Origin of the sequence: Proteus faecis (genome assembly GCF_003144395.1) — a bacterium.
Lineage (GTDB): Bacteria > Pseudomonadota > Gammaproteobacteria > Enterobacterales > Enterobacteriaceae > Proteus > Proteus faecis.
On the sequence record NZ_PENZ01000007.1, the window covers coordinates 1 to 25,691 of the forward strand.

Annotated in this window: 26 protein-coding genes and 1 pseudogene; 9 read left to right on the forward strand and 18 right to left on the reverse strand. The window is 38.4% G+C overall.

Translation table 11 applies throughout. The features are described 5' to 3' along the window. The 8 genes and pseudogenes from DK858_RS01050 to DK858_RS01085 form a co-directional block, all read right to left on the reverse strand. A pseudogene (locus tag DK858_RS01050) lies at positions 1–82 on the reverse strand (GTP-binding protein); the annotation flags it as partial. Between the two features lie 67 nt (positions 83–149). After that, on the reverse strand, positions 150–2,264 hold the full coding sequence (gene fusA / locus DK858_RS01055) for an elongation factor G (protein ID WP_109395850.1): 2,115 nt from the start codon (positions 2,262–2,264) through the stop codon (positions 150–152). Between the two features lie 78 nt (positions 2,265–2,342). Continuing rightward, positions 2,343–2,813 (reverse strand): 30S ribosomal protein S7, encoded by a 471-nt coding sequence (rpsG, locus tag DK858_RS01060; protein ID WP_004246897.1) that lies wholly within the window; start codon positions 2,811–2,813, stop codon positions 2,343–2,345. Positions 2,814–2,910: 97 nt separating this feature from the next. Then, positions 2,911–3,285 carry a 30S ribosomal protein S12 gene (rpsL, locus tag DK858_RS01065; protein WP_004236497.1) on the reverse strand — a complete coding sequence of 125 codons (375 nt, stop codon included), beginning with the start codon at positions 3,283–3,285 and terminating at the stop codon, positions 2,911–2,913. A 127-nt stretch (positions 3,286–3,412) separates the two neighbouring features. Next, positions 3,413–3,706, reverse strand: coding sequence for a sulfurtransferase complex subunit TusB (gene tusB / locus DK858_RS01070; protein WP_109395851.1), 294 nt, complete (start codon positions 3,704–3,706; stop codon positions 3,413–3,415). A 31-nt stretch (positions 3,707–3,737) separates the two neighbouring features. Then, positions 3,738–4,106 (reverse strand): sulfurtransferase complex subunit TusC, encoded by a 369-nt coding sequence (tusC, locus tag DK858_RS01075; protein ID WP_006534697.1) that lies wholly within the window; start codon positions 4,104–4,106, stop codon positions 3,738–3,740. Next, the gene (tusD, locus tag DK858_RS01080) at positions 4,106–4,501 is read right to left on the reverse strand and encodes a sulfurtransferase complex subunit TusD (RefSeq protein WP_109395852.1); all 396 of its coding nucleotides are present in this window, start codon (positions 4,499–4,501) and stop codon (positions 4,106–4,108) included. The genes tusC and tusD overlap by 1 nt, the downstream gene beginning before the upstream one ends. Before the next feature lie 9 nt (positions 4,502–4,510). Next, the gene (locus DK858_RS01085) at positions 4,511–5,215 is read right to left on the reverse strand and encodes a helix-turn-helix transcriptional regulator (protein WP_109395853.1); all 705 of its coding nucleotides are present in this window, start codon (positions 5,213–5,215) and stop codon (positions 4,511–4,513) included. Between the two features lie 633 nt (positions 5,216–5,848). On the opposite strand from DK858_RS01085, the gene DK858_RS01090 reads away from it, so the two are divergent. Next, positions 5,849–6,730: a DMT family transporter gene (locus DK858_RS01090; RefSeq protein ID WP_109395854.1), complete on the forward strand. Its 882-nt coding sequence runs from the start codon at positions 5,849–5,851 to the stop codon at positions 6,728–6,730. Positions 6,731–6,825: 95 nt separating this feature from the next. Here DK858_RS01090 and fkpA read toward each other — a convergent pair whose 3' ends face one another. Next, positions 6,826–7,575 carry an FKBP-type peptidyl-prolyl cis-trans isomerase gene (fkpA, locus tag DK858_RS01095; protein ID WP_109395855.1) on the reverse strand — a complete coding sequence of 250 codons (750 nt, stop codon included), beginning with the start codon at positions 7,573–7,575 and terminating at the stop codon, positions 6,826–6,828. Between the two features lie 18 nt (positions 7,576–7,593). Beyond that, entirely contained in the window at positions 7,594–7,767 is a 174-nt protein-coding gene (locus tag DK858_RS18010; RefSeq protein WP_162556438.1) for a hypothetical protein, read from the reverse strand. Between the two features lie 267 nt (positions 7,768–8,034). On the opposite strand from DK858_RS18010, the gene DK858_RS01100 reads away from it, so the two are divergent. Then, on the forward strand, positions 8,035–8,253 hold the full coding sequence (locus tag DK858_RS01100; RefSeq protein ID WP_023583298.1) for a SlyX family protein: 219 nt from the start codon (positions 8,035–8,037) through the stop codon (positions 8,251–8,253). A gap of 80 nt (positions 8,254–8,333) precedes the next feature. Here DK858_RS01100 and slyD read toward each other — a convergent pair whose 3' ends face one another. The 4 genes from slyD to kefG all read right to left on the reverse strand — a co-directional run bounded on the left by slyD (position 8,334) and on the right by kefG (position 11,679). Continuing rightward, the gene (gene slyD / locus DK858_RS01105; protein ID WP_023583297.1) at positions 8,334–8,969 is read right to left on the reverse strand and encodes a peptidylprolyl isomerase; all 636 of its coding nucleotides are present in this window, start codon (positions 8,967–8,969) and stop codon (positions 8,334–8,336) included. An 88-nt stretch (positions 8,970–9,057) separates the two neighbouring features. Continuing rightward, the gene (locus DK858_RS01110; RefSeq protein WP_036914399.1) at positions 9,058–9,261 is read right to left on the reverse strand and encodes a YheV family putative zinc ribbon protein; all 204 of its coding nucleotides are present in this window, start codon (positions 9,259–9,261) and stop codon (positions 9,058–9,060) included. A 13-nt stretch (positions 9,262–9,274) separates the two neighbouring features. Then, positions 9,275–11,128 carry a glutathione-regulated potassium-efflux system protein KefB gene (kefB, locus tag DK858_RS01115; RefSeq protein WP_109395856.1) on the reverse strand — a complete coding sequence of 618 codons (1,854 nt, stop codon included), beginning with the start codon at positions 11,126–11,128 and terminating at the stop codon, positions 9,275–9,277. Then, entirely contained in the window at positions 11,128–11,679 is a 552-nt protein-coding gene (gene kefG, locus DK858_RS01120; RefSeq protein ID WP_109395857.1) for a glutathione-regulated potassium-efflux system ancillary protein KefG, read from the reverse strand. Before kefG ends, kefB begins: the two co-directional genes overlap by 1 nt. Before the next feature lie 121 nt (positions 11,680–11,800). On the opposite strand from kefG, the gene DK858_RS01125 reads away from it, so the two are divergent. From DK858_RS01125 to DK858_RS01135, 3 genes are all read left to right on the forward strand, one after another. Next, the gene (locus DK858_RS01125) at positions 11,801–13,735 is read left to right on the forward strand and encodes an ABC transporter ATP-binding protein (protein WP_109395858.1); all 1,935 of its coding nucleotides are present in this window, start codon (positions 11,801–11,803) and stop codon (positions 13,733–13,735) included. 330 nt (positions 13,736–14,065) lie between these two features. Further along, on the forward strand, positions 14,066–15,754 hold the full coding sequence (locus DK858_RS01130; RefSeq protein ID WP_109395859.1) for a methyl-accepting chemotaxis protein: 1,689 nt from the start codon (positions 14,066–14,068) through the stop codon (positions 15,752–15,754). A 539-nt stretch (positions 15,755–16,293) separates the two neighbouring features. Further along, positions 16,294–18,039, forward strand: coding sequence for a methyl-accepting chemotaxis protein (locus DK858_RS01135; RefSeq protein WP_109395860.1), 1,746 nt, complete (start codon positions 16,294–16,296; stop codon positions 18,037–18,039). Positions 18,040–18,131: 92 nt separating this feature from the next. On the opposite strand, the gene DK858_RS01140 is transcribed toward DK858_RS01135, so the two are convergent. The 3 genes from DK858_RS01140 to DK858_RS01150 form a co-directional block, all read right to left on the reverse strand. Beyond that, positions 18,132–19,676 carry a methyl-accepting chemotaxis protein gene (locus DK858_RS01140; protein WP_109395861.1) on the reverse strand — a complete coding sequence of 515 codons (1,545 nt, stop codon included), beginning with the start codon at positions 19,674–19,676 and terminating at the stop codon, positions 18,132–18,134. A 149-nt stretch (positions 19,677–19,825) separates the two neighbouring features. Then, entirely contained in the window at positions 19,826–20,686 is an 861-nt protein-coding gene (locus tag DK858_RS01145; RefSeq protein WP_109396014.1) for an SIS domain-containing protein, read from the reverse strand. A 717-nt stretch (positions 20,687–21,403) separates the two neighbouring features. Beyond that, positions 21,404–22,009: a LysE family translocator gene (locus DK858_RS01150; RefSeq protein ID WP_109395862.1), complete on the reverse strand. Its 606-nt coding sequence runs from the start codon at positions 22,007–22,009 to the stop codon at positions 21,404–21,406. 99 nt (positions 22,010–22,108) lie between these two features. Between DK858_RS01150 and DK858_RS01155 the strand changes: the two genes are divergently transcribed. From DK858_RS01155 to DK858_RS01165, 3 genes are all read left to right on the forward strand, one after another. Then, positions 22,109–23,089 carry a hydrolase gene (locus tag DK858_RS01155; protein ID WP_109395863.1) on the forward strand — a complete coding sequence of 327 codons (981 nt, stop codon included), beginning with the start codon at positions 22,109–22,111 and terminating at the stop codon, positions 23,087–23,089. Next, entirely contained in the window at positions 23,086–23,307 is a 222-nt protein-coding gene (locus DK858_RS01160) for a YheU family protein (protein ID WP_036933921.1), read from the forward strand. Before DK858_RS01155 ends, DK858_RS01160 begins: the two co-directional genes overlap by 4 nt. A gap of 65 nt (positions 23,308–23,372) precedes the next feature. Then, a complete protein-coding gene (locus DK858_RS01165; protein ID WP_109395864.1) occupies positions 23,373–24,242 on the forward strand; it encodes a phosphoribulokinase in 870 nt (289 codons plus the stop codon). An 89-nt stretch (positions 24,243–24,331) separates the two neighbouring features. Here the strand turns inward: DK858_RS01165 and DK858_RS01170 are convergent, their stop codons facing one another. Beyond that, entirely contained in the window at positions 24,332–24,739 is a 408-nt protein-coding gene (locus DK858_RS01170) for an OsmC family protein (protein WP_072064790.1), read from the reverse strand. 312 nt (positions 24,740–25,051) lie between these two features. On the opposite strand from DK858_RS01170, the gene crp reads away from it, so the two are divergent. Further along, positions 25,052–25,684, forward strand: a complete 633-nt coding sequence (gene crp, locus DK858_RS01175; protein ID WP_004246872.1) for a cAMP-activated global transcriptional regulator CRP — start codon at positions 25,052–25,054, stop codon at positions 25,682–25,684. Positions 25,685–25,691: the final 7 nt, after the last annotated feature.

Below are 25,691 nucleotides of genomic sequence, written 5' to 3' on the forward strand. Positions count from 1 at the left end.
GAGTTGTTTTACCGTGGTCAACGTGGCCGATAGTACCAACGTTAACGTGCGGTTTTGAACGTTCAAATTTTTCTTTAGACACGACTATATTCCTTAATATCGCTCCCTCAAATAGAGGGAGCGTAAACTAAATTGAACTCGAAAGGATCTTATTTCGCTTTACGAGCTTCGATAATAGCCTGAGCGACGTTGCTAGGCGCTTCGCTGTACTTCAAGAACTCCATAGAGTAAGAAGCACGACCCTGAGTTTGTGAACGCAGGTCAGTTGCATAACCGAACATCTCAGCCAGTGGTACTTGAGCACGGATGATCTTACCGGTAGGCAGATCGTCCATACCTTCAACCATACCACGACGACGGTTTAAGTCACCGATAACGTCGCCCATGTAATCTTCTGGCGTTTCAATCTCAACTTTCATGACTGGCTCAAGCAGAATTGGCTTAGCTTTCATGAAGCCGTCTTTAAATGCCATTGATGCGGCGATTTTAAACGCGATTTCTGAGGAGTCAACATCATGGTAAGAACCATAATGTAAACGAGCCTGAATATCCACAACAGGATAACCTGCTAATGGACCAGATTTCAGCTGTTCTTGAATACCTTTATCAACAGCTGGGATGAATTCTTTAGGAATTACACCACCAACGATATCGTTGATAAATATGTAGTTCTCTTCACCACCTGCTGGTAATGGAGACAGGTCAATAACAACATGACCATACTGACCACGACCACCAGATTGTTTCGCGTGTTTACCTTCGATATCAGTTACTGTATCACGAATAGTTTCACGGTAAGCAACCTGTGGTTTACCTACGTTCGCTTCAACTTTAAATTCACGACGCATACGGTCAACTAACACGTCTAAGTGCAGCTCACCCATACCAGCAATGATAGTCTGACCAGTTTCTTCGTCACTTGATACGCGGAAAGATGGATCTTCCTGAGCCAGACGGTTCAGAGCGATACCCATTTTTTCTTGGTCAGCTTTAGTCTTAGGTTCGATAGCAACAGAGATTACTGGCTCTGGGAATTCCATACGTTCTAAGATGATTGGTGCTTCAATTGCACACAGAGTATCACCTGTAGTAACGTCTTTCAGACCGATAGCAGCAGCGATGTCGCCTGCACGAACTTCTTTAATTTCTTCACGCTTATTAGCATGCATCTGAACAATACGGCCAAAACGTTCTTTTTTGTCTTTAACCGGGTTCAGAACTGTGTCACCTGAGTTTACAACACCAGAGTACACACGGAAGAATGTTAAGTTACCAACAAATGGGTCAGTTGCGATTTTGAATGCCAGAGATGAGAATGGCTCTTCGTCGCTTGAATGACGTTCTGCTGGAGTATCTTTACCGTCTGGTAACATACCTTTGATTGCAGGAACATCTGTTGGTGCTGGCAGGTATTCAATTACCGCATCCAGCATTGCCTGAACACCTTTGTTCTTAAATGCAGAACCACAGGTAACCAGGATAATTTCGTTATCTAGAACGCGTTTACGCAGAGCAGCTTTAATTTCTGCTTCTGTCAGTTCTTCACCGCCCAGATATTTGTCCATCAGTTCTTCTGATGCTTCAGCAGCAGATTCAACCAGGTTGTTGTGCCATTCTTCAGCTAAATCTTGCAGATTTGCAGGAATGTCTTCGTATTCGAAGGTAACACCTTGGTCTTCTTCATTCCAACGGATTGATTTCATTTTAATTAAATCAACAACACCGGTGAAATTTTCTTCAGCGCCTACTGGGATTTGCAGTGGAACTGGGTTTGCTGCCAGACGTGTTTTGATTTGTTCAACAACACGCAGGAAGTTTGCACCCATACGGTCCATTTTGTTAACGAACGCGATACGTGGTACATGATATTTGTTAGCCTGGCGCCATACTGTTTCTGACTGAGGCTGAACACCACCAACTGCACAGTAAACCATAACCGCGCCATCAAGAACACGCATAGAACGTTCTACTTCGATTGTGAAGTCAACGTGACCTGGGGTGTCGATGATGTTTACACGGTGAGGCTCAAACTGTTTAGCCATACCAGACCAGAATGCAGTAGTTGCTGCGGATGTGATAGTAATACCACGTTCCTGCTCCTGCTCCATCCAGTCCATTGTTGCTGAACCTTCGTGAGTTTCACCAATTTTATGGTTTACACCGGTATAAAACAGAATACGTTCACTTGTAGTGGTTTTACCGGCATCGATGTGCGCACTAATACCGATATTACGGTAGCGTGCTATGGGGGTTTGACGAGCCATTTTTTCCTCTCTCGTGGGCGTTCAATTCAGGTAAAGGACAGCAGAGCTGTCCTGAAAAGAGTTGCAATACTCCGTGGATTACCAACGGTAGTGTGCGAACGCCTTGTTTGCATCTGCCATACGGTGAACGTCTTCACGTTTCTTAACAGCAGCGCCTTTGTTTTCAGCCGCATCAGATAATTCATTTGCCAGGCGAAGAGCCATGGATTTATCACCGCGTTTACGAGCAGCTTCAACAATCCAACGCATTGCTAATGCATTACGACGAACTGGGCGTACTTCAACTGGAACTTGGTAAGTTGAACCACCAACACGGCGGGATTTAACTTCCACAGTAGGACGTACGTTATCTAATGCGATTTCGAACGCTTCCAGTTCAGTTTTGCCTGAACGCTGAGCCAGGGTCTCAAGCGCATTATATACGATAGATTCTGCAGTAGATTTTTTACCGTCTACCATCAGAATGTTTACAAATTTGGCCAGCAGTTCTGATCCGAACTTAGGATCTGGCAGAATTTTACGTTGACCAATTACACGACGACGTGGCATGGAAATACTCCGTTTAAATTCAGGGTTGTCCAAAACTCAATGAGTTTATTTTGACATTAATAGTGAAAAATGTTTGGCCTTACTTAACGGAGAACCATTAAGCCTTTGGCTTCTTCACACCGTACTTAGAACGAGCTTGTTTACGGTCTTTAACACCGGAACAGTCCAGCGCGCCGCGAACAGTGTGGTAACGCACACCTGGTAAGTCTTTAACACGACCACCACGGATTAAGATTACGGAGTGTTCCTGCAAGTTGTGGCCTTCACCACCGATGTAGGAAGAAACTTCGAAACCGTTAGTCAAACGCACACGGCATACTTTACGCAGTGCTGAGTTTGGTTTTTTTGGAGTGGTAGTATATACACGAGTACATACGCCACGTTTTTGCGGGCAAGCTTCCAGAGCTGGAACGTTGCTTTTAACAACTTTCGAGCTACGAGATTTGCGCACCAGCTGGTTAATAGTTGCCATTTAAAAAAAGCTCCTGGTTTTTGCTTCGTAAACACGGATTTGAACTCTGTCTTGTCAACAAGACAAAACATGAGGACGCAGAATTTTATTGCTGACGGGCTCATGTGTCAAGAATTATACAGCAATTCTACGCTCCCCAATGAATTTGTTGGGGGTGTTTTACCGTTAAATCGACAAAATCACCATAATTGATGAGTTTAATATGATGAGATACTTGATCTTTTAGGCCTCTTGCCAAAACATCATCAATTAATGCGTAAACTGAAATTTGCTGTTGAAGACAATATTTTAATAAGGGATTCTCTTCAAGGACTGCCAGTACACCATCTTGTATTAACAAAACATCATCTTCTTTTGTCAATAAAGATAAAAAAGCCTCTAAATCACTTTGATAAATAGAGACGGAATAAGTATACAACATAACCGTTCAACCTTCCTGACTAACTTCTGTATTAAAAGCGTAATACCACATCATATTCACTCAATTTTTGAGCAATATCTTGTTGGGATATCACCTGCGCATCCAATACAAAAGAAGTTTGAGAGGATAATCCACGATGAACCATGTCTTTTAGTGATATATAGACGTTTGTCACATCATACAAGGGTAGCACTTTGAATGTTGCAGCATGATGACGTGACAATACCCCTTCAGGCTGTTGATTTTCAACAAGTTGAAACACACCATCAGAGATAAAAAAAACACCAATATCTTCTGTTAATGCAGAGGTTGCAAGTAAAGCATCTAAACCTTCTCGCCCTGCACTATTACCATGAGGTGCTTGAGTAAAAAGGAATGCAACTGAATTCATTTTCTTCATTAAAATTGCACCACACGAGAACAAGTCAGCATAGCTTGAGCCAGTGAACCCAAACCACTTAATTCAAATTCAGGTGCCATGTTATAGTTCACTATTTCCAGCTCTTTGGCCTGCTGTTCATCGATAATTCCTCTACGCAATGCGGCAGCAACACAAACATGTAAGGGAATTTGATGTTTTTTCGCCAACGAAACCCACGCTTTAGGAAGATCAAATTCATCATTTGCAGGCGATACCAATTTATTGGCATTCACAACACCTTCTCTATAGAAGAAAATTTGTGTAATTTGATGCCCTTTTTCAATAAGGGCATTTGCAAATAAATAGGCACTTGAAGCTTGTTCAGTTCCGTAATGAGGCCCCGTAACCACTAAACAATATGTCAAGGAACTCATAATGTTACCTTATTCTCCATTTTTAAACTGGCGAATATAAAGATACACAGTATGTTTTGAAATATTTAAGCGGTCTGCAACCTGATTAATGGCATCTTTAATATCAAAAATACCTTTCTCATAAAGGCTTAACACAACTTGCTTATTCTTAGCATTATTCGCGACTTCACGATCATTATTTACTTCTTCAATCGTGAACTCTAATGTTTGAGCCACTAAATCATCAACTGATGAGGCAAAGTTAACATCAGATGCAACTTCATGTGTTTCTTCAGGAATAAAGGTTTTGATTACTTCAGAGAATGGAACATCAAGGTTCATATTGATACACAATAAACCAATGACTCGACGATCACGATTACGAATAGCAATCGTGATCGATTTCATCAATGCACCACTTTTCGCTCTAGTAAAGTAAGCCTTTGAAAAACTTGAATCTTCATCTGTAATATCATGTAACATTTGTAATGCCAAATCGGTAATTGGAGAACCAATCTTACGACCAGTATGTTCTCCATTCGCGATTTTAACCGCTGAACATTTCAAATCTTCCAGAGAGTGCAATACGATTTCGCAATGATTGCCAATGAGCATTGCCAAACCATCCACGGCAGCTTCATAAGACTTTAGTATTTCGTGATCAGTTTGAGTAAAAGGTCGGCTATCTAGTTTTTCAAACTCGCTGCTGTCACCATTAAATAACGGGCTAGACATTTGATTAATAATCCTTAAAGGCTTTAATTATGATAATGACTTGAGGTTCTATTTTTTATAACGATTCGTCATTGCGGATCAATTCAATATTGAAAAAATTTAAATATAAAAACAGAATTAAGAACGATTCTGACGTTAGATCGCCAGAAGATCTACGTCAAGTGACTTAAAATAAGAGCTTTGTGATAGGTCACAGCTTTTTTCATTTTTCTTCATATTTTGTACTCATCCCCTCTTTTTATTTTTTGAAAAATGCCTTTTTTAGGAGTGAGTGGGATAAAAATTGACTCTATTAAATAGATTACCTATATTCCAATTTATTGTTATTTTAACGAATAATTAATCCCGCCAATATACTGATGAAATGCCAATCTCAGTAAACTTCATCAATAATAGGATTAATTTCTGTTGCATCTATACCTATTGAGAGCCTCGCTTCCCCGGCCGATGAAAATCAATACAACAGTTATTGTTGCAACTTACATTGCTTGATTGATTTGCTTGATAACGTAGTTAACCAACATCGATATAATGATATGTTTTTTATATTTATTCATTGATATTTTATCAATTAGCTAATGATCACTAAAAATAATCAAGCTCTCTTATTGCTTATTTTATAGGTATATCATCATGTACTTACGTCAATATTGGGCAAAATTTGGTCCAACGACATTATTCGTTTTATTGTGGAGTAGCGGCGCTATCTTTTCTCGCTGGGGCTTAGATAATGGTAGCTCATTTGCTATTTTAACTTGGCGTTTTATTATCGCATTAGCATTTCTCTCTTTTTTGTGTATTCAGCGCCATCGTTTTTTACCCCCCAAAGGAAGTCGTTTAAAAACGGCATGGGTCGGCTTACTAATTATTGGTGGCTATTCCATCTGTTATCTTTTAGCTCTCGCTAATAGCGTTACCCCGGGAATGTTAGCCACAATTATGGGCGTTCAACCGATTATTACACTATGGATAATAGAACGTAATTTTACAGCAACACGGCTACTAGGGCTTTTAATCGCCTTAGCTGGATTAGTGTTAGTCGTTGCCCAAAGTTTATTTAATACAGCTTTCTCATTGACCGGAATGATTTATGCTTTAGTTGCACTACTTTGTATGAGCTTTGGTGCAATCTCACAGAAAAAACTGCAATTAGCACCAATGGATGCTCTGCCATTACAATATGTTGTTAGCCTAGTATTGTGCTTATTATTTGTGCCATTCCAACCTTTTCATGCCTCATTAGACATAGGCTTTATCATTCCTGTGCTTTGGCTTGCCGTGATCATTTCTGTTGTTGCTCAATTGCTATTATACCGCTTACTCTCAAGTGGTAACTTAGTTAATGTTACAAGCTTATTCTATTTAGTACCCGGAGTGACGGCCTTAATGGATTATATTTTCTTGGGCAATAAGATGTCGCTACTTAGCTTGGCAGGAATGGGGGCTGTTATTATTGGTTTGCTGTTTGTATTTAAAAAAAACAATACAATCATTATTAAAGAAAAAATCGATTAATACTATATAAGTTAATAAATTATATACGTTAATAAATTATGTATTAGAAACAAAAATGCTGACATAAATGTCAGCATTTTTTCTTTAGAAATAAATTACTTGTCGCTTTCAACACTCAGTAATTCAATTTCAAACACTAAGGTTGAGTTAGCTGGGATACCGCTAGTTGCACGTTGTCCATAACCTAATTCAGGTGGAATAACTAATTTGATTTTACCGCCTTCTTTGATGTATTTCATACCTTCAGTCCAACCAGGAATAACGCTCTTCAGGCTGATTGTCAGAGGTTCTTTACGATCATAAGAGCTATCAAATTGTTTACCATCAATCAGCATACCCTTGTAGTTTACAGTAACACGGTCAGCATCTGTTGGTGTTTTTCCTTTACCCGGATTTTCAACTAAATACAGTAAACCGGATTTGGTTTTTACCACACCTTTTTCAGCAGCAAATTCTGTGCGGAATTTATCACCAGCAGCTTTGTTTTCAGTCGCTTCTTTTTCCATTTTTGCCGTTGCTGCAGTACGGACTTGATCTTCAAAAGCCGCTAATGTTAATTCAATTTCAGCATCTGACAATTTAGATTTACTATTAAATGCATCCTGAACACCTGCTAACAGTTGTTTAGAATCTAAAGTGATACCAATATTTTTTTGTTCTTGTAATGCAGCTTCCATATAGCGACCCATCGACGCACCTAACGCATAGGCATTTTGCTCATTTTGAGTTTTAAATGCGCTATTTAGTGTTGGCACTTTAGCGGCTTCTTCAGCGAATGCATGCGGTGCACTGAATGCGAAGGCTAAACTAGTTGCCAACAACGTCGTTTTTATTAAAGATTTCATCCCATTCTCCAGTATATGTTAGTGAGTCGCGACGTTTTGCAAACGATCAACATAGATCTTCACCAAAACGTTTTGCATCACTTCTTGCTGCCGTTGCGGTATATACTCGTCATACTTCAAGTTGTCGCGTTGTTGACTGAGTTTATTTACACGAGTCACATACGATGTATGCGTTCTTAGTGACTTATTCACTTGTCGCCTAGTCGCACCTCGAATATTTAGAGTATAAACCTCATCCACGGGTAGCAATTTTATATGAATTTAAAAAATTTGCCGACACTCTTAACAGTTAATGTTAGGATTTTTGTCAGCACAGAGTGCTACCACATTAGCAAAATAGTCTTTTATCTCAAACCAGATTTATGTCTTCCTGTGTATATATCAGTAAATAAGATTAAATTTCGCAAGTTTGTTAATCATAGTCGTCGTAATAGGACATTTTAAAGGAGGAAAAACACAATGGATATTAAGGAAGTAGAGCGATTGCTCATTCAATTAGAAAGCAAAGTTGCTTTCCAAGATGCGACTATTGAAGAATTAAATCAGGTGGTCACACAGCAACAAATTGAAATTAGTCGCTTTAAAGAAGCCTTAAAAATTGTTTCTGAGCGTCTAAAAAATTCTCAAACCTCAATACTTGCTAGACCTGAGGATGAAACTCCTCCACCTCACTATTGAGTTGTTGTTCGCTGTTAATATCAACGCTGAAAACAAAAAAGGAGCGCTTAAACGCTCCTTTTGATCTTTTCAAAGAAAGATTAGTGCTGACAACCACAACCGCCATTGCCGTGGCCGTGACCACCGTGACCATGACCGCCGCCACAGCATCCACCTTCTTCACCGTGTGAATGACCATGACCGTGACCACCGCCACAGCATCCGCCTTCTTCACCGTGACCGTGGCCACCACAACATTCGTGCTCTTCTTCTTCACCATGTACGTGACCGTGAGCTAATTCTTCTTCAGTCGCTTCACGAATTGCAACGATTTCAACATGAAACTTCAGGTTTTGACCTGCTAACATGTGGTTACCATCAACAATAACTTCGTCACCTTCAATACCTGTAATTTCTACTGGTACTGGACCTTGGTCAGTATCGGCCAGAAAACGCATCCCCACTTCTAACTCATCAACACCCACAAAAACATCTTTTGGTACACGTTGAACTAAGTTTTCGTCATATTGACCATATGCATCATCAGAAGCAACTTCTACGTCGAATTTTTCACCAACTTCTCGACCTGTTAATGCATTTTCTAAACCACTGATTAAAGAACCACGGCCATGCAGATAGTCTAACGGTGCGCTCACCGTGGACTCATCAACTAAAACACCGTCTTCTGATCTTACTTGATAAGCCAGACTAACTACCAAGTCGTTTGCTACTTTCATGACATCTCCTACATACCCGTGGGCAAAATTTTCCCGATTGTAACGAAAAATAAATCTTCTGTATCGGGTTATATCAAAAAACCTATAATTATTGTGGTGTAAAGATCCCAATGACTTGTTCATTTTCACGAACAAGTGAGTTAACTTCCCCCTCTGTTTGCCGTTGTTGATGGCCACATTTCGCACATTCCACAATATCCACTTTATCTTCACGCCACATTTTAAGTGTATCTTGAGCTTGACAGTGTGGGCACACAGCTCCTGCAATAAAGCGTTTACGGGTTGCAGACATGGGGGCAGTTCTCCTATTTATCAATAGATTTTTTTTCTTGATGTATTTGAGGAATGTCTTCTGTTAAAGATTCATCCCAAACATCAGGCTGATGGTGCTCTTGACGAATCTCTTCACTAAAGAGTTCCTCAAGTTCCCGCCTCGCCTCTTTTACTCGTGAAACGTTAGAGACTTCTTCAGGAGATTCATCCACCAGCTTTCTCAATAAGTTAATATCCAGACGACGAAAATGCTGTTGTGCCCGATAAGCTTGATGAGGATGCATGCCTAAGTTAATTAACGTTTTACGTCCTAATTCTAAGGCACTAGAAAATGTTTCTCGGCTAAAATCTGTCACCCCCGCTTTGAGCAACTCATGAGCCTCAACACGACCTCTTGCCCTTGCAATAATATGCAAGTTAGGAAAATGATGTTGGCAAAGATGAACGATTTCCATCGTAGCTTCGGGCTCATTACTGGTGATAACAATAGTTTTAGCATGCTCAGCACCAGCAGCACGTAATAGATTGAGATCGGTGGCATCACCGTAATAAACTTTATAGCCATATTTACGCATGGTGCTTATACTGCCGACATCATGCTCTAATACCGTGACATTAACCTTGTTCGCCATTAATAAACGCCCTACAACCTGTCCCATTCGACCAAATCCGACAAGAATGACCTCAGGGTGGTTATTTTCAACAAAGGGCTGTTCGTCCGTTTTAGCTTCATTATAACGACGAGCAAACACAGCGTCTGTCATTTGCATCACAACAGGCGTTGTCATCATAGAAAGTGTGACAACAACCAACAATAATGCCATTTGCTGACTTTCTAATACGCCCATTGCCATAGATGTCGAGAAAACAACAAACGCAAATTCCCCACCTTGGCTTAATACAGCTGAAAATTGTAAGCGTGTAGAAAAGCGTAATCTGGCTAACCAAGCGATACTATAAAGTATCAATGCTTTTACAATAACTAGAACTAAGACACCCAATAATACTTGGGGAAGATAACGCCATAAAATACCGATATCTAAAGACATACCGACAGAGATAAAAAAGAGTCCTAAAAGTAGACCTTTAAAAGGTTCAATAGAGATCTCCAATTCATGTCGATATTCTGAATCTGCCAATAACACTCCCGCAATAAAGGTTCCCATTGCCATTGAAAAACCTAGCGTTTCCATAAAAATAGCGGCACCTAATACCACAAGTAGCGCAGCAGCAGTAAAAACTTCCCTTACTCCAGATTTCACAACTAAGCGTAGGAGTGGACGTAATAAATAACGCCCACAAATCAGCAATCCAGCAAAAGCAGCCACTTTCAAGCCAATTCGATACCAATCACTGCTTGCCGTTTCTCCGGCTAACAAAGGAATAACGGCAAGGATAGGAATAACCGCCATATCTTGGAAAAGCAAAACAGCAAAACCTAATTGCCCACCTTCATTATGATTCATTCCTTTCTCATTCATAAGTTGCAATGCCATCGCCGTAGAAGACATCGCAATACCCAATCCACCAATAACGGCAGCCTGCCATGAGAAAGAAGTAAAAACGAGAATGAGCCCAGAAAAAATAGAAGCAGTTAATACCACCTGCATTGAACCCACACCAAAAATGGCGCGTCTCAATTCCCATAACTTAGCTGGATTTAATTCCAAACCAATAAGGAACATTAAAAAGACCACACCTAACTCAGCAAAATGTAAGATATTGTCGACATCTTTAAACAGTCCTAATCCCCATGGTCCAATGGCAATACCGGCAATCAAATAACCGAGTACTGCACCAATTTTAAGACGTTGGGCAATAGGTACCATAACTACAGCGGCACACAGGAAAAAGAGCACAGCTTTAATCATCCAATTATCTTCCATTAAGCTTGCTCCCCTTCAAGTGGCGCACTTAACCAATGGCGATAAGCTTCACCAATATGGGTCAGTGTTGTTTTAGATTGTTGTCTTGCTGAATACACAATCATTGGTGATAGCCAGCGCATACCACACATTTCTGCCATTAATTCCAATGGGCGTAATAATTCCGTGAGTGTATAGTGATTCTTCCCATTATGTTGATAAGCTTGCTCTGGCTCGCCCGTTGTAATAACACAACGAAATGACTTACCCTTTAATTGCGCTCTACCTGCTTTGTTAGCAAATGGCCGAGTTAACACTCTGTCTTGCCACTCTTTTAATAATGCTGGGCAACTATATGTTTGCAACGGAAATTGAAAAACGATCACTTGGTGCTGACATAACAAAGATTGTTCATGGTGTATATCAATAAAAAAATCAGGATAAGTAGCATATAAATCATGGATAGTTATATTCTCTAAATCCCTCACCGCTTTTAATAACGCTTTATTGGCAATTGATTGGCGCGGCTCGGGATGAACATACACCAGCAATACATTTGATGCGTTTGACATCATTCCTCCTTACAAAACGTGTCAGAAACTGTTTTTTCCGTTACCATGCACGCATTGTGACCAACTGTTACGAACAACTTACTCTATATATTAATTTACATACTCTTAATAGACGATATTTATGATTGTTTTTTCTTCTTTGCAAATTCGCCGTGGTGTCAGAGTGTTACTGGACAATGCCAGTGCAACCATTAATCCAGGGCAAAAAATTGGTCTAGTCGGTAAAAATGGCTGCGGCAAAACCACATTACTTTCTTTATTGAAAGGTGAACTTCAAGCTGAAGCAGGCAATGTCACCTATCCTAGTACATGGTCAATGGCATGGGTTAACCAAGAAACACCGGCACTTGATGTACCTGCTATTGATTATGTTATTGATGGTGATAGAGAATATCGCCAGTTAGAACAACGATTACAAAAAGCTAACGAGATAAATGATGGCCACGCCATTGCACTAATACACGGGCAATTAGATGCAATAAACGCATGGACAATACAATCTCGTGCAGCGACCTTACTAAATGGTTTAGGTTTTAGCCAACAGCAGCTTAGTGAACCTGTAAAATCATTTTCAGGTGGCTGGAGAATGCGTTTAAACTTAGCACAAGCGCTGATTTGTCGTTCTGATTTACTACTACTCGATGAACCCACCAACCACTTAGATTTAGATGCTGTTATTTGGCTAGAAAAATGGCTGAAAAGCTACACTGGTACACTTATTTTAATTTCCCATGACCGTGATTTTCTTGATCCTATCGTGGATAAAATATTACATATCGAGCAAGAAAAAATCTTTGAATATTCGGGTAACTACTCTTCGTTTGAAATGCAACGTGCAACCAAACTCGCACAACAACAAGCTTTATTTGAAAATCAACAAGCCAAAATTGCACACTTACAGAGTTTTATCGATAGATTTAAAGCAAAAGCGACAAAAGCAAAACAGGCTCAAAGCCGTGTCAAAATGCTTGAACGAATGGAACGAGTCGCGCCGGCACATTCAGATAACCCATTTCAATTTAGTTTCCGTCAACCTGAAAGCTTACCTAATCCACTTTTATCAATGGAGAAAGTCAGCGCGGGTTATGGTGAAAAAGTTATTCTTAATGACATCAAACTCAATTTAGTTCCTGGCTCACGTATTGGATTATTAGGACGTAATGGCGCAGGTAAATCAACACTGATTAAATTACTTGCAGGCGAAATTCAACCATTACAAGGGAAATTAGCTCTTTCTAAAGGTATAAAACTTGGTTATTTTGCCCAGCATCAATTAGAGTTTTTACGTTCTGATGAATCGGCACTACAACATTTAACTCGTTTAGCGCCCAAAGAGACTGAACAAAAATTACGTGATTACTTGGGAGGATTCGGCTTCCATGGCGATAAAGTCACTGATGCTTGTGGTCAATTTTCTGGAGGAGAAAAGGCTCGTTTGGTCTTATCCCTTTTAGTTTGGCAACGTCCTAACTTGTTATTAATGGATGAGCCAACAAACCACCTTGATTTAGATATGCGCCAAGCACTGACCCAAGCTTTAATTAGCTTTGAAGGGGCAATTGTAGTCGTATCGCATGATAGACACTTATTACGCTCTACCACTGATGATCTCTATCTTGTACACGATGGTCAAGTTGAATCATTTGATGGCGATCTTGATGATTATCAACAATGGTTAGTTGATCAAAATCGCCAAGAGACTCAGGCCAATAAGAGCCAACAAGATAACGACAATACCACGACAACGGCCAATTTAAGTGCTCAAGATAGAAAAGAGCAAAAACGCAAAGAGGCTGAATTTAGACAACAAACCCAACCTTTACGCAAGAAACTCACAACATTGGAAAGCAAGATGGATAAATTAAGCCAAGAGCTTAGTGATATCGAAACAGCTCTTTCTGATAGTGGTATTTATGATGCTAGCCGTAAGAGTGAGCTTTCTGATTGCTTAAGCCGACAAAGTGTTACGAAATCCGCACTAGAAGAAGTGGAAATGGAGTGGATGGAGTTACAAGAAACACTGGAAGAAATGACAAACACATTTGAAGCTCAATAATACAACGCAATTTATTAATAAAGGAACTATTTAAGTGGAATAGCTCCTTTATTTTTGCCCTGCAATTCATTCTGAAAATTTATACAATTCATTTCACTTACGGTATTTATATCATTTTACAATAGCACGATTTACACAAAATATAATCTCACTCTATCCGACAATAATCCAATAAAAATAGTTATTTAACATTTATTCTCCACCTATTTATATTAAGTAAGAGAAATAAATTCTTTCTCACTAAAGTTTTTAACATTCCAGCCGAATTAATCATTCTGCTAAGTGGACCTCCCACTTACCAAAGATAAGTCAAAGCTAATAGGTAGGGTTATGTTAAAACGAATTAAAATCTCTCAAGGTTTAATGTGTGTCCTGACTCTGTTTTGTATTATTCAGATCATTTCTGGAGTACAAAGCATTCACGATGCCTACCAGACTCAAAATAAACTCACGAAAATTTCATACAGTTTCGATCAACTACGCACCATGGATAATACCTATGCGGAGTTGAATACATTACGTACTGATATTATTGCACAAGCATTTAGCTATATTTCAAATCCTCAAACCGAGGATGCAAACATTACCGCATTTATGCAAACCATGCCTGCGCGTAAAGCACAAGTTGATGCATTAATGAATGAGTATGTTGAGCTATCCGCGCAAACAGGTTTCGATCAGCAACGTATGGCGCAGATCAAACAGCTCTATCAAAAGAGCCGCGCTGATCTTGATTTACTGGCACAGTATTTAAATGAACGTAACACTAACGCGGTTCGTTTAATTTTAAAAAGCCCTGCAAACACTAACTTTACGAATTCATTGTATGAAGCCACAGACTTTATTACCGATGAAGTGGTTAACCCTTCAGTGATTGAAGCAGAAGATAATTACCATCGCATGTTGTGGATAGCATCACTCTTTATGAGTATCTTCCTCATCTTTACCGCCTTAGTGCTTATTTGGATCCGCAAATACATTATTGTACGCATTAACCAAATGATCGCCTATCAAGAAGCAATTGCTAAAGGTGATTTAGTCAGTCACATTGATATCGATGTTTCAGGTAAGAGTGAAATCGATCAGCTCATGTTTGGCTTACAGCAAATGCGCGCTCAATTAAAAGAGATGGTAAGCTCTATTCGAAATACTAGTGCAACTATTTACACTGGTGTACAAGAAATCACCGCAGGTAATAATGACTTATCAAGCCGAACAGAAGAGCAAGCCAGTGCATTAGAAGAAACGGCGTCCAGCATGGAGCAGATGACCGCAACGATTCGTAATAACACTGAAAGCGCTCGTGAAGTAACAGAGCTCGTTATGAGCACTGCCGATATTGCCGTTCAGGGTGGTGAGCATAGTAATAAGATGGTCATGACAATGACCGACATCGCCGATCGCTCACAAAAAATTGGTGAAATCACTGCGGTTATTGATGATATTGCTTTCCAAACCAATATATTAGCCCTTAACGCTGCCGTTGAAGCAGCCAGAGCTGGTGAACAAGGTCGAGGTTTCTCTGTTGTAGCAAGTGAAGTTCGTAATTTAGCACAGCGTAGTGCAGAAGCAGCAAAAGAAATCAAAGAGCTAATTGAATCAACAATATTACGTGTTAGACAAGGTAACGATCTCGTCGAACAAGTCAGTCTATCAATGGGCGAAATTGTGACATCTGTTAATCATGTCTCGGGTTCGATGAAAGAGATTTTATCGGCATCAGAAGAGCAAACGCGCGGTATTACACAAATCAGCCTTGCTGTTAATGAGATGGATAAAGCAACTCAGCAAAATGCAGCGATGGTTGAACAATCAACCGCAGCTTCTGCCACATTAAGTGAACAAGCAAGTATATTGGATACTATTGTGAATACATTTAAAGTTGGGCATGAAAAAGTTGCCCCCGTGAAAGCAATATTGCCTACATTATCAGCTAAGTCACAAGATACTGAAACACTTAAAACACCAACAATCAAAACCAATAATCATGAAACAGACGATAATTGGGAAAGCTTTTAATGAAATCTCTCACACAACATCGTACGAGAGCACTGTGTAGAAAATAGTCCAAAGCATATAACAAAACCTCTACCTACCCTACTCCCAGTGATTTTTCTGGGAGTATTTCGTCTGTTATCGTACATAAACGCCCAAAACAGATCGTTTTTCATACAAAATAAAGAATTTTTTTAAGAAAAATTAAGAGCGTTTATGAAATTGAAAATTTTATTTTACTTATCATAAGATAAAAAAATAAATAAAAATAAAATACTGCTTATTATCGTTTTAATATTAAACAATGCATTATTAACATTTATATATTAGCAATTAACACAAAAAATAAGTAAGGCAATATACTTATGGTTTTTTCTATTAATCATTAGAAAATTTTAGCCATTAGCTGACAATTAAAGCTAAAAAAAGAAATATAAGTTGTCTTTACTATCAAACTGAGTAGAAAAGATAAAGTTTTTAAATATCTAGCCGAATAAGTTTAATTGATAAATAGTTATCGCTCCTTGCTGTGTGTCCTATAAACCAATTAAATAGGTAAGGCTATGCTGAAACGAATAAAAATATCTAATGGCTTAATGTTTATCTTAATACTGTTTTGCGCTATTCAACTTTTTTCAGGTGCAATGAGTATCCGTGATGCGAGTTTAACAAATAAACGGATCTCACAATTAGCGAATGGTTTTGAACAGATAAAAACGATGGATTATGGTTATGCTGAGTTAAATAAATTACGTGAAGATATGCTAAATGTTATGTTTGAAGCTCATCTCACACCCGATATAGCAGAAAATAAAACCTCTGATTTCCTTTCCTCTTATCCACAAAGAAAACAAGAAGTTATACGTATTATTACCGAATATTTTACGGCTACCGAAGAAGCCGATTTTGATCCCGAAAAAATAGAGAGCATGAAAAAACTCTTTAATCGTGTACTTTACGACCTTGATCAACTTGCATCATGCCTAGAGATCCGCGATTACTACGGTTTTCAATCTATTTATGCACATAATACCAATGAACGCTTTACTCAATCCCTTTATGAAGCAACAGATTATCTCAGTGATAACGTTGTTACTCACGCAATAAAAGCCGCTCAAGGTAATTATGAACGTTCCTTGGTCTTAGCTTTTGTCTTTATGTTTATTTTTATTCTTTTCACTATTCTTGTTGTAGTTTGGATACGTCGAAATATTGTTTTACGTATCAATCAAATTGTCGATTATATGTCGGAAATTTCACAAGGAAATTTATTAGAAAATAAAGATGTCACAGCAAAAGGAAATAATGAAATCGACCAATTAATTACAGGTATTCAATATATGCGTACCGAACTGTCATTAATTGTGAATGCGATCCGAGGGACAAGTCATCATATTTATACAGGTGTTCAAGAGTTATCAGCAGGAAATACCGATCTATCTTGTCGTACTGAAGAGCAAGCGAGTGCATTAGAAGAAACCGCCTCAAGTATGGAACAACTCACAGCAACAGTGAGAAACAATACAGAAAGTGCTCGTGAAGTTTCACACCTTATCAGTCAAACCTCCAATATTGCCAGCAAAGGGGGCGATGTCACCAATAGAATGGTGAAAACGATGACTGACATAGCCGATAGCTCACAAAAAATAGGTGAAATCACTGCCGTTATCAATAGCATCGCCTTCCAAACCAATATTCTCTCGTTAAATGCTGCGGTTGAAGCAGCCAGAGCGGGTGAACAAGGCCGAGGTTTCTCAGTCGTGGCAACCGAAGTCCGGGAACTGGCACAGCGTAGTGCCGAAGCTGCAAAAGAAATCAAAGAGCTAATTGATGCCTCTATTAGCCGTGTTCGTCATGGTAATGATCTTGTTGAACAAGTTAGCATTTCTATGGGAGAAATACTGACATCTGTAAAACATGTTGAAGATTCAATGACTGAAATTTTATCTGCGTCAGAAGAACAAACTCGAGGTATTACTCAAGTGTCTCTTGCTGTCACTGAAATGGATAAAGCTACACAGCAAAATGCAACGATGGTTGAACAATCCTCCGCTGTTGCCAGCTTATTGACTGAAGAAGCAGGTAATCTTGAGCAAATCGTTGAACAGTTTAAAACAGCGGAAAGTGAACAGTTCAATAAAAAGGCACAACACAAAGCAAGAGAAAAACAGTTCTCATCTGAAAAATTACTACAGACAAAAAATGAGGAAATAAAAAATACAGCCAAAGATGAAGTGAAAGAGAGAAAATCGGCAAAAGAAACAGCGACTGTAAATGACGATGAAGATGATGATTGGACAAGTTTTTAACCCATTAATTTGGTCATAATAAAAACGTGATTTAGATAAACAGAAGACACCTATTTTTAGTCGGTGTCTTCTATTTTTTAACTTATGACAAATTAATGAAATACATTGATTGCACTAACTAAGTAGTTAGTTTGTACTTTCATTTCACCTGAAATCATTGAGGCTTTGGAAACATAATTCGCATTTTCATGCGTAATCGATTCTAATTTTTCAACCGCACGACCAAGCTCTTTTAACCCCGCACTCTGCTCTGATGAGGCAAGACTAATTTCACCAATTAAATCAGTCACATTTTTAACATGCACCACAATATCTTCCATAGTCCCGACTGTTTCATTGACTTGCTTTGAACCGACTTTGATATTGCTACTTGAAGCACTGATCAAGGCTTTGATCTCTTTAGCCGCTTCTGCACTACGCTGTGCCAGTTCCCGGACTTCGGTTGCCACGACTGAGAAACCTCGACCTTGTTCGCCTGCCCTAGCCGCTTCTACAGATGCATTAAGTGCAAGAATATTAGTTTGGAAGGCAATGCTATCAATAACACCAATGATATTACTAATACGATCAGAGCTTTTCGCAATATCATTCATTGTATTAACAATACTATCCATTGCACTACCTCCTTTTATCGCAGCCTCACAAGTGATATTAGAAAGACTGTTTGCCTGCCCCGCCGTTTCACTATTGCTGCTTACCGCTGTCGTTAATTCATTCATGGTCGAGGCAGTTGCTTCAACATTACTGGCAGTTTGCTCCGTTCTCACATACAGATCGCGATTACCTGCGGCTAATTGATCACAAGAGATATCGACTTGATGAATTTGATGGCTCACATCACTAACTAACCAACGAAACATACGCCCTAATTGATTAACTGAACGCTGTGTCATACCCACTTCATCAATACGATTTATATAGGTAACGTTATGTTCATCGCCAGTTGCAACACGATTTGCTTGTTCATTAAGCAGTCTAATTGGCTTAACAAGCTGAAAATAGAGAATACGCTCATTTGCCATCAGTAATACCAGCAAAATCATAATATGCATAAAAAGAGCATACCCCGATAAACCAGCAAACCATGCACTTAACAACATGAAAGGTAGGGGTAATAGGATAAAAAAACGGAGTCGTTTTTTTAATGAAATGGTTTGATTCCATGAGCGCCAACATTGCCATCCTTTATAAACAAAAGCGCCTTTTAAAAACCTATGTGAAGGATACTTACCTTGATTAAATGCAGCATAAAGTGCTGAAGCCTGTGCTATTTCCTCTTTTTTTACTGAAGTCCTTACCGACATAAAACTTTGAATTTTACCCTGACGTATAATTGGGGTGATATTCGCTCTTACCCAATAGTAATCCCCATTTTTACGTCGATTTTTCACGATCCCAGTCCAAACTTCTCCTTGCTTTAACGTTTGCCACATATCCTTAAAGACTGCTGAAGGTATATCTGGATGCCGAACAATATTGTGGGGTTGCCCCACAAGCTCTTCCATTGAAAATCCACTGACTTCAATAAAGTCCTCATTGGCATAAATAATATTGCCATCAAGATCTGTCGTCGACATCAGTGTTGCGTTTTCAGATACCGGGTATTCTCGCTGTGTCACCGGTTGATTGTTACGCATTAGTTACTCTCCTCGATATTGAAATCAAAACATCTCAACAAAAAAAGACTGCCTAAATAACTATCGTTTCGGCCGTTAAGAGAATAACTTTAGTAATAAGTGTAAATACCTATGTTTAAATATTAGTTTTTTGAATCAGTTCAAATTTTTTAATTATCCAGGCTATTAATTAATGCCTGTGAACTCAATACTAATGTCTTCGCACACTCATCGCGTTTCTTTAATAACGCCATGAAAATAAGGTCAGTGATCGTGTTTTGTGCTGTACGTGAAGAGATTGAAGCGCTTCGCCACTCCCCCTCATCCGCAATTGTTTCTAATATATAATCAGAAATTTGGCCCAATGGTGAATGTTTTTCTCCTGTAATAGCAATGATTTTAGCTCCCTGTTTTTTAGCCACAGAGGCCGCAACCAACATGTCTTTTCTTTTACCGCTATAAGAAATTACAATCTGTAAATCCTTTGGACTTAACATCTGAGCAACAGATATTTGTACATGATGATCTGTTTCAATCAGCGTTGTTATTCCTATTTTTTGCAATTTATAACTTAGATCTCTTGCAACTAATCCTGAACCACCAATACCAATAATTTGAACACGTTGTGCTTCATCAATAAGCTGAACGACTTTTTCAAAATGAAGATAATTAATTTGACGAGTCGTATCACAAATTGAATTACTTTTCTCTTGAGCGAGTTTCTGAGCAATAACAACTAAACTATCATCGGCATCTATTTGGTTATGTAATATATTAGAGTTTGTTCCTGGATTCGCATTTTTCCTGCCAAGATCTTCACTGATTGCAAGTTTCAAAGAAGGAAAACCTTTAAACCCTATTTTTTGGCTAAATTTAACAATTGCCGATTGACTCACCCCCATAATTTGAGCAAGTTGTTGTGAGGAAAGAGTCACTGTTTTTTCCGGATTGTCTAAAATATAGTCTGCTATTTTGCGCTGATTTGTAGCCATACCTGGCTTTATCCAGGCAATTTTTGTTAATGTTGGCATAATGACAATATCCACTTCGAGTTCTATATAGTTATATCTGGAATAGTTCTTGGTACAGCGTTTACTACCTAAAAAAATTAAAATTTTAGAATAAAATCAATTAAAAATAGAAAATGAACAATAATAAAGTATAGGGGAAATTACCTTATTATTGGAATACTTATTTTTATAATTGTTTTATAATTATCTTTTCAATCCAATCTATGTTTATCGCCCCGAGATTTTTATAATACTTAATTTATTTTTCTCTCTTTTTTTAATAATAATTTATTCTTTTAGGTCAATAGGACGATATAGGCTTATTCTATTTACATTTAATTATTTATTATTTTTAAATATTTTCATTAAGTTAACAACCTTTCAAAAACATAAACGTAATATAATTTATTTTAAAAAGAAAACCATCAAAAAAGAATAAATAATTCTCTATAAAATAGTTATTTTTACATTTAAATTATGTAAATAATAAAAAAATAAAAAATCAAGTAGCTAAATAATAGGATTAGCATCGCGACTAAAAATTTAGTCATCTGTTTATATAAAGTCGTATTTTAACACGAATAATTGTGTCAGTGGGCGATCGTAGCTCTCTCTTTTTATAGCGGAATACTCTTTTTTTGATACATACCAAAAGATATCATTTCAACCAATCTTAAAAAAACATTATTTACAGCAAAAAAGTTTTATTAATTATTGATTTTAAACTATTTTATTAATTTACTCTATCCAGATCAAAGGTACACAGAGCGCCGTTAATAATCCCATTAAGATATTGAAAATAAACCATGTACGTCTGCTTTGTAAAAATAGGCTAATCAATGTTCCGCCTAATATCCAAACAACACCCGCAACGAAATTAACAATAACCATAACAATACTAATAGTAATAATCGAACTAAAATAAGCATCGCCTGATAAACTGAAGCTTCCTACAGCACCTAATCCCATCATCCACGCTTTTGGATTTAGAAATTGCAATAATCCACCCTGAAACCAACTTACTGCCTGTAAGGCTTTTGCTGGAATATCTAAACGCTGATAAGATGGTGCCGCGGTTTTCCAAGCAAGCCAAAGCAAATACGTACTCCCAACTATTTTCAATCCGATATGCAGAGCAGGATAAATTATCAATAAAGTGGCAACACCAAATGCAGAGCTCAATAAAACGCATTGCATACCTAACATAATGCCAGCCATTAGTTTTAACGAGCCTTTAAAGCCTACATTTGCCCCTGATGAGGTAAGCAGTAAGTTGTTTGGTCCGGGTGTTATCGCGGCAATAAACAGGAAAATAGTTAAGGAAGAAATAAGGCTAATTGTCATGATAAAGACTCAAAAATGTGACAGGCGTTTTATTTTCACCGAAAATAGCAGTATGTTATTTAGCAAACAAGTGTTAATTCATTTTGATAGACGGAAAATATGTCTCAATACTTTAATCCAATGCGTTGGGCTAAAAATCCACACTTACAGACGCTCTTACCAAGAATTGTACGTAGAACGCCACAATTGACGCCACACTGGCAACGACTCAATCTTCCAGACAACGATTTTGTTGATTTAGCGTGGAGTGAAGATCCGACAACGGCACTCAATAAACCGCGCTTAGTCATCTTTCATGGCTTAGAAGGTGGATTTAGCAGCCCTTATGCTCACGGCATGTTAACCGCAGCAAAAGAGAGAGGCTGGCTAGGTGTTGTGATGCACTTTAGAGGATGTAGTGGTGAACCCAATAGACAAAACCGTATTTATCACTCAGGTGAAACGGAAGATGCTCGCTACTTCTTAAATTGGTTGAAAAAGGAATTGGGTGAGCAACCTACAGCTGCGGTTGGCTATTCTCTTGGTGGAAATATGCTTGCCTATTATCTAGCGGAAAGTGGTGAAAATGCGGTTGTAGATGCGGCCGTTATTGTCTCTGCACCATTAATGCTAGAACCATGCTCAACAAAAATTGAACATGGCTTTTCTCGTTTTTATCAATGGTATCTGTTAAAAGAACTCAAAAATAACGCAACACGAAAACTTATTCGTTATCCAGAGTCCTTACCGATCAGCTTATTGACGATAAAATCCATCAAAAAACTACGCCAATTTGATGATCTTATTACCTCTAAAATTCATGGCTTTAAAGATGCGTTAGATTATTATCGCCAATGCAGTGCATTACCTTTATTAAACAAAATAAAGAAAGCCACGCTTATCATTCATGCTAAAGATGATCCATTTATGTCTGCAGATGTGATCCCTGATGTCAGAACACTCCCCAATAATATTGAATATCAACTTACAGAATTTGGTGGACATGTGGGATTTGTTGGTGGAAAACTATCAAAACCAGTGATGTGGCTTGAAAGCCGAATACCTGACTGGTTATCCGCTTATTTGGAGAAAACCCAATGATAATTCCTTGGAATGAGCTTTCCACAGAGACACTTGATAATCTTATTGAAAGTTTTGTTTTACGAGAAGGCACTGATTATGGTATCCAAGAGAAAACGCTTGAACAAAAAGTCGCCGACGTAAAAAAACAACTTAAATCTGGTGAGGCCGTGTTGGTTTGGTCTGAACTTCATGAGAGCGTTAATATTATGCCTGCATCGCAGTTTCGCTCTGATTAGTTATTCAAAGCAAGCGATGCATCGCCATCAATAAGGGCCAACCTTATTTAGCAAAAGGATAACCTATGTCAATCAAGCATCCTATCATCGCAGTGACTGGCTCAAGTGGTGCAGGAACTACCACAACAAGCCAAGCTTTTCGTAAAATATTCCAACAACTCAATGCAAATGCCGCATTGATTGATGGCGATAGTTTCCATCGCTATACCCGTCCCGAAATGGATATGGCGATAAGAAAAGCCAGAGAACAAGGTAGACATATCAGTTATTTTGGCCCTGAAGCAAATGATTTTAGCTTACTGAGCAAAACATTAAGTCAATATAGTGATACTGGGCAAGGTCAATCTCGCAAATATCTACACTCTTATGATGAAGCAACACCTTACAATCAATTACCAGGAACATTTACCCCTTGGGAACCCTTAGCCGATAATACTGATGTTCTCTTTTATGAAGGATTACATGGTGGCGTTGTTACCAACGAGCATAATGTAGCTCAACATGTTGATTTATTGGTCGGTGTTGTTCCTATCGTAAACCTAGAGTGGATACAAAAGCTTATTCGAGACACCACAGAAAGAGGACACTCGCAAGAGGCAGTAAGAGACTCAGTTGTACGCTCAATGGATGATTATATTAGCTACATTATTCCTCAATTCTCACGCACTCACATTAATTTCCAGCGAGTCCCAACTGTTGATACTTCGAATCCTTTTTCTGCTAAAGCAATTCCCACTCTGGATGAAAGCTTTATTGTTATTCGTTTTCGAGGCTTAACCGATATTGATTTTCCCTATTTACTTGCAATGCTACATGGCTCATTTATGTCGACAATAAACACGATTGTTGTACCAGGAGGGAAATTAGGATTAGCGATGGAATTAATTATGGCGCCATTAGTCAAAAAATTATTAAATGGCGAAAAGATAAGTTAACCAAAATAAAAATTATCTCTATAAAAATAATATCCCATTAATTAAGGGATATTATTTTTCAAATTAAACTTTATTTTAAAATATCAAAATTAGTCAGCATTTTTTATTTCAAATGAATGCGTAATATTGGCTGCTTTTCCTAGCATTAAAGAAACAGAACAATATTTTTCTGCCGATAATTGAACCGCTCGTTCTACAATTTTATCCGTTAACTCTTTACCTGAAACAATAAAATGTAAATTGATATCAGTAAATAAACGAGGAGCTTCTTCACGTCGTTCTGATGTTAATTTTACTTCACAATCAGTCACTTGGTGACGACCTTTTCGTAAAATGCTTACAACATCAATAGCGCTACACCCACCCGCAGCAATTAAAACCATTTCCATTGGGCTTGGGGCTTTATCTCCTGAATTCCCATCCATCATAATTTGATGGCCAGATGAAGATTCACCGACAAAAGATAAATCTTCAACCCACTTAACTCTCGCTTCCATTTATTTTCCCCTAAAGATGACAGAAACTAAAAGAGTACATTCTCATAATTCAACTAGCAATTAGCAAATAGGTTTATTATGCTGACTGCGTAAAACGAGACTTAATGCACTAATTGTGTTAAAAACAATATCTGCTTGATGATAGTGGTTAAGATCAATGCATTATTTTCTCATTTATTATAATCTATTCCATATTAACTTACCGTGTTCTCAGGAAGTTAATAGGTAAAGATAGGATTTTTAAGCACGCTGTCTCAAAAGGGAACCTATCCGTTTTGAAAGGCTGCATTTAACGTACAGAGGATAACGCGAATGGTTCTCGGCAAGCCGCAAACAGACCCGACTCTTGAATGGTTTTTGTCACACTGCCATATTCACAAATATCCATCCAAGAGCACGCTGATCCACCAAGGTGAGAAAGCGGAAACACTTTATTATATTGTTAAAGGTTCCGTGGCTGTTCTTATTAAAGATGAAGAAGGAAAAGAGATGATCCTCTCCTACCTAAATCAGGGGGATTTCATCGGTGAACTTGGATTATTTGAAGAAGATCAAGAACGTAGTGCATGGGTTAGAGCAAAAACAGCCTGTGAAGTAGCAGAAATTTCCTATAAAAAATTCCGCCAATTAATTCAGGTTAACCCTGATATTCTGATGCGCCTTTCTGCTCAAATGGCGAACAGATTACAAACGACATCAGAAAAAGTAGGTAATCTTGCTTTCCTTGATGTAACAGGTCGTATTGCACAAACCTTATTAAACTTAGCAAAACAACCCGATGCAATGACGCATCCTGATGGCATGCAAATTAAAATTACACGTCAGGAAATTGGTCAAATCGTTGGTTGTTCACGCGAAACTGTAGGCCGTATTCTGAAAATGTTGGAAGATCAAAACTTGATCTCCGCACACGGTAAAACTATCGTTGTTTACGGGACTCGCTAAGTTTCCC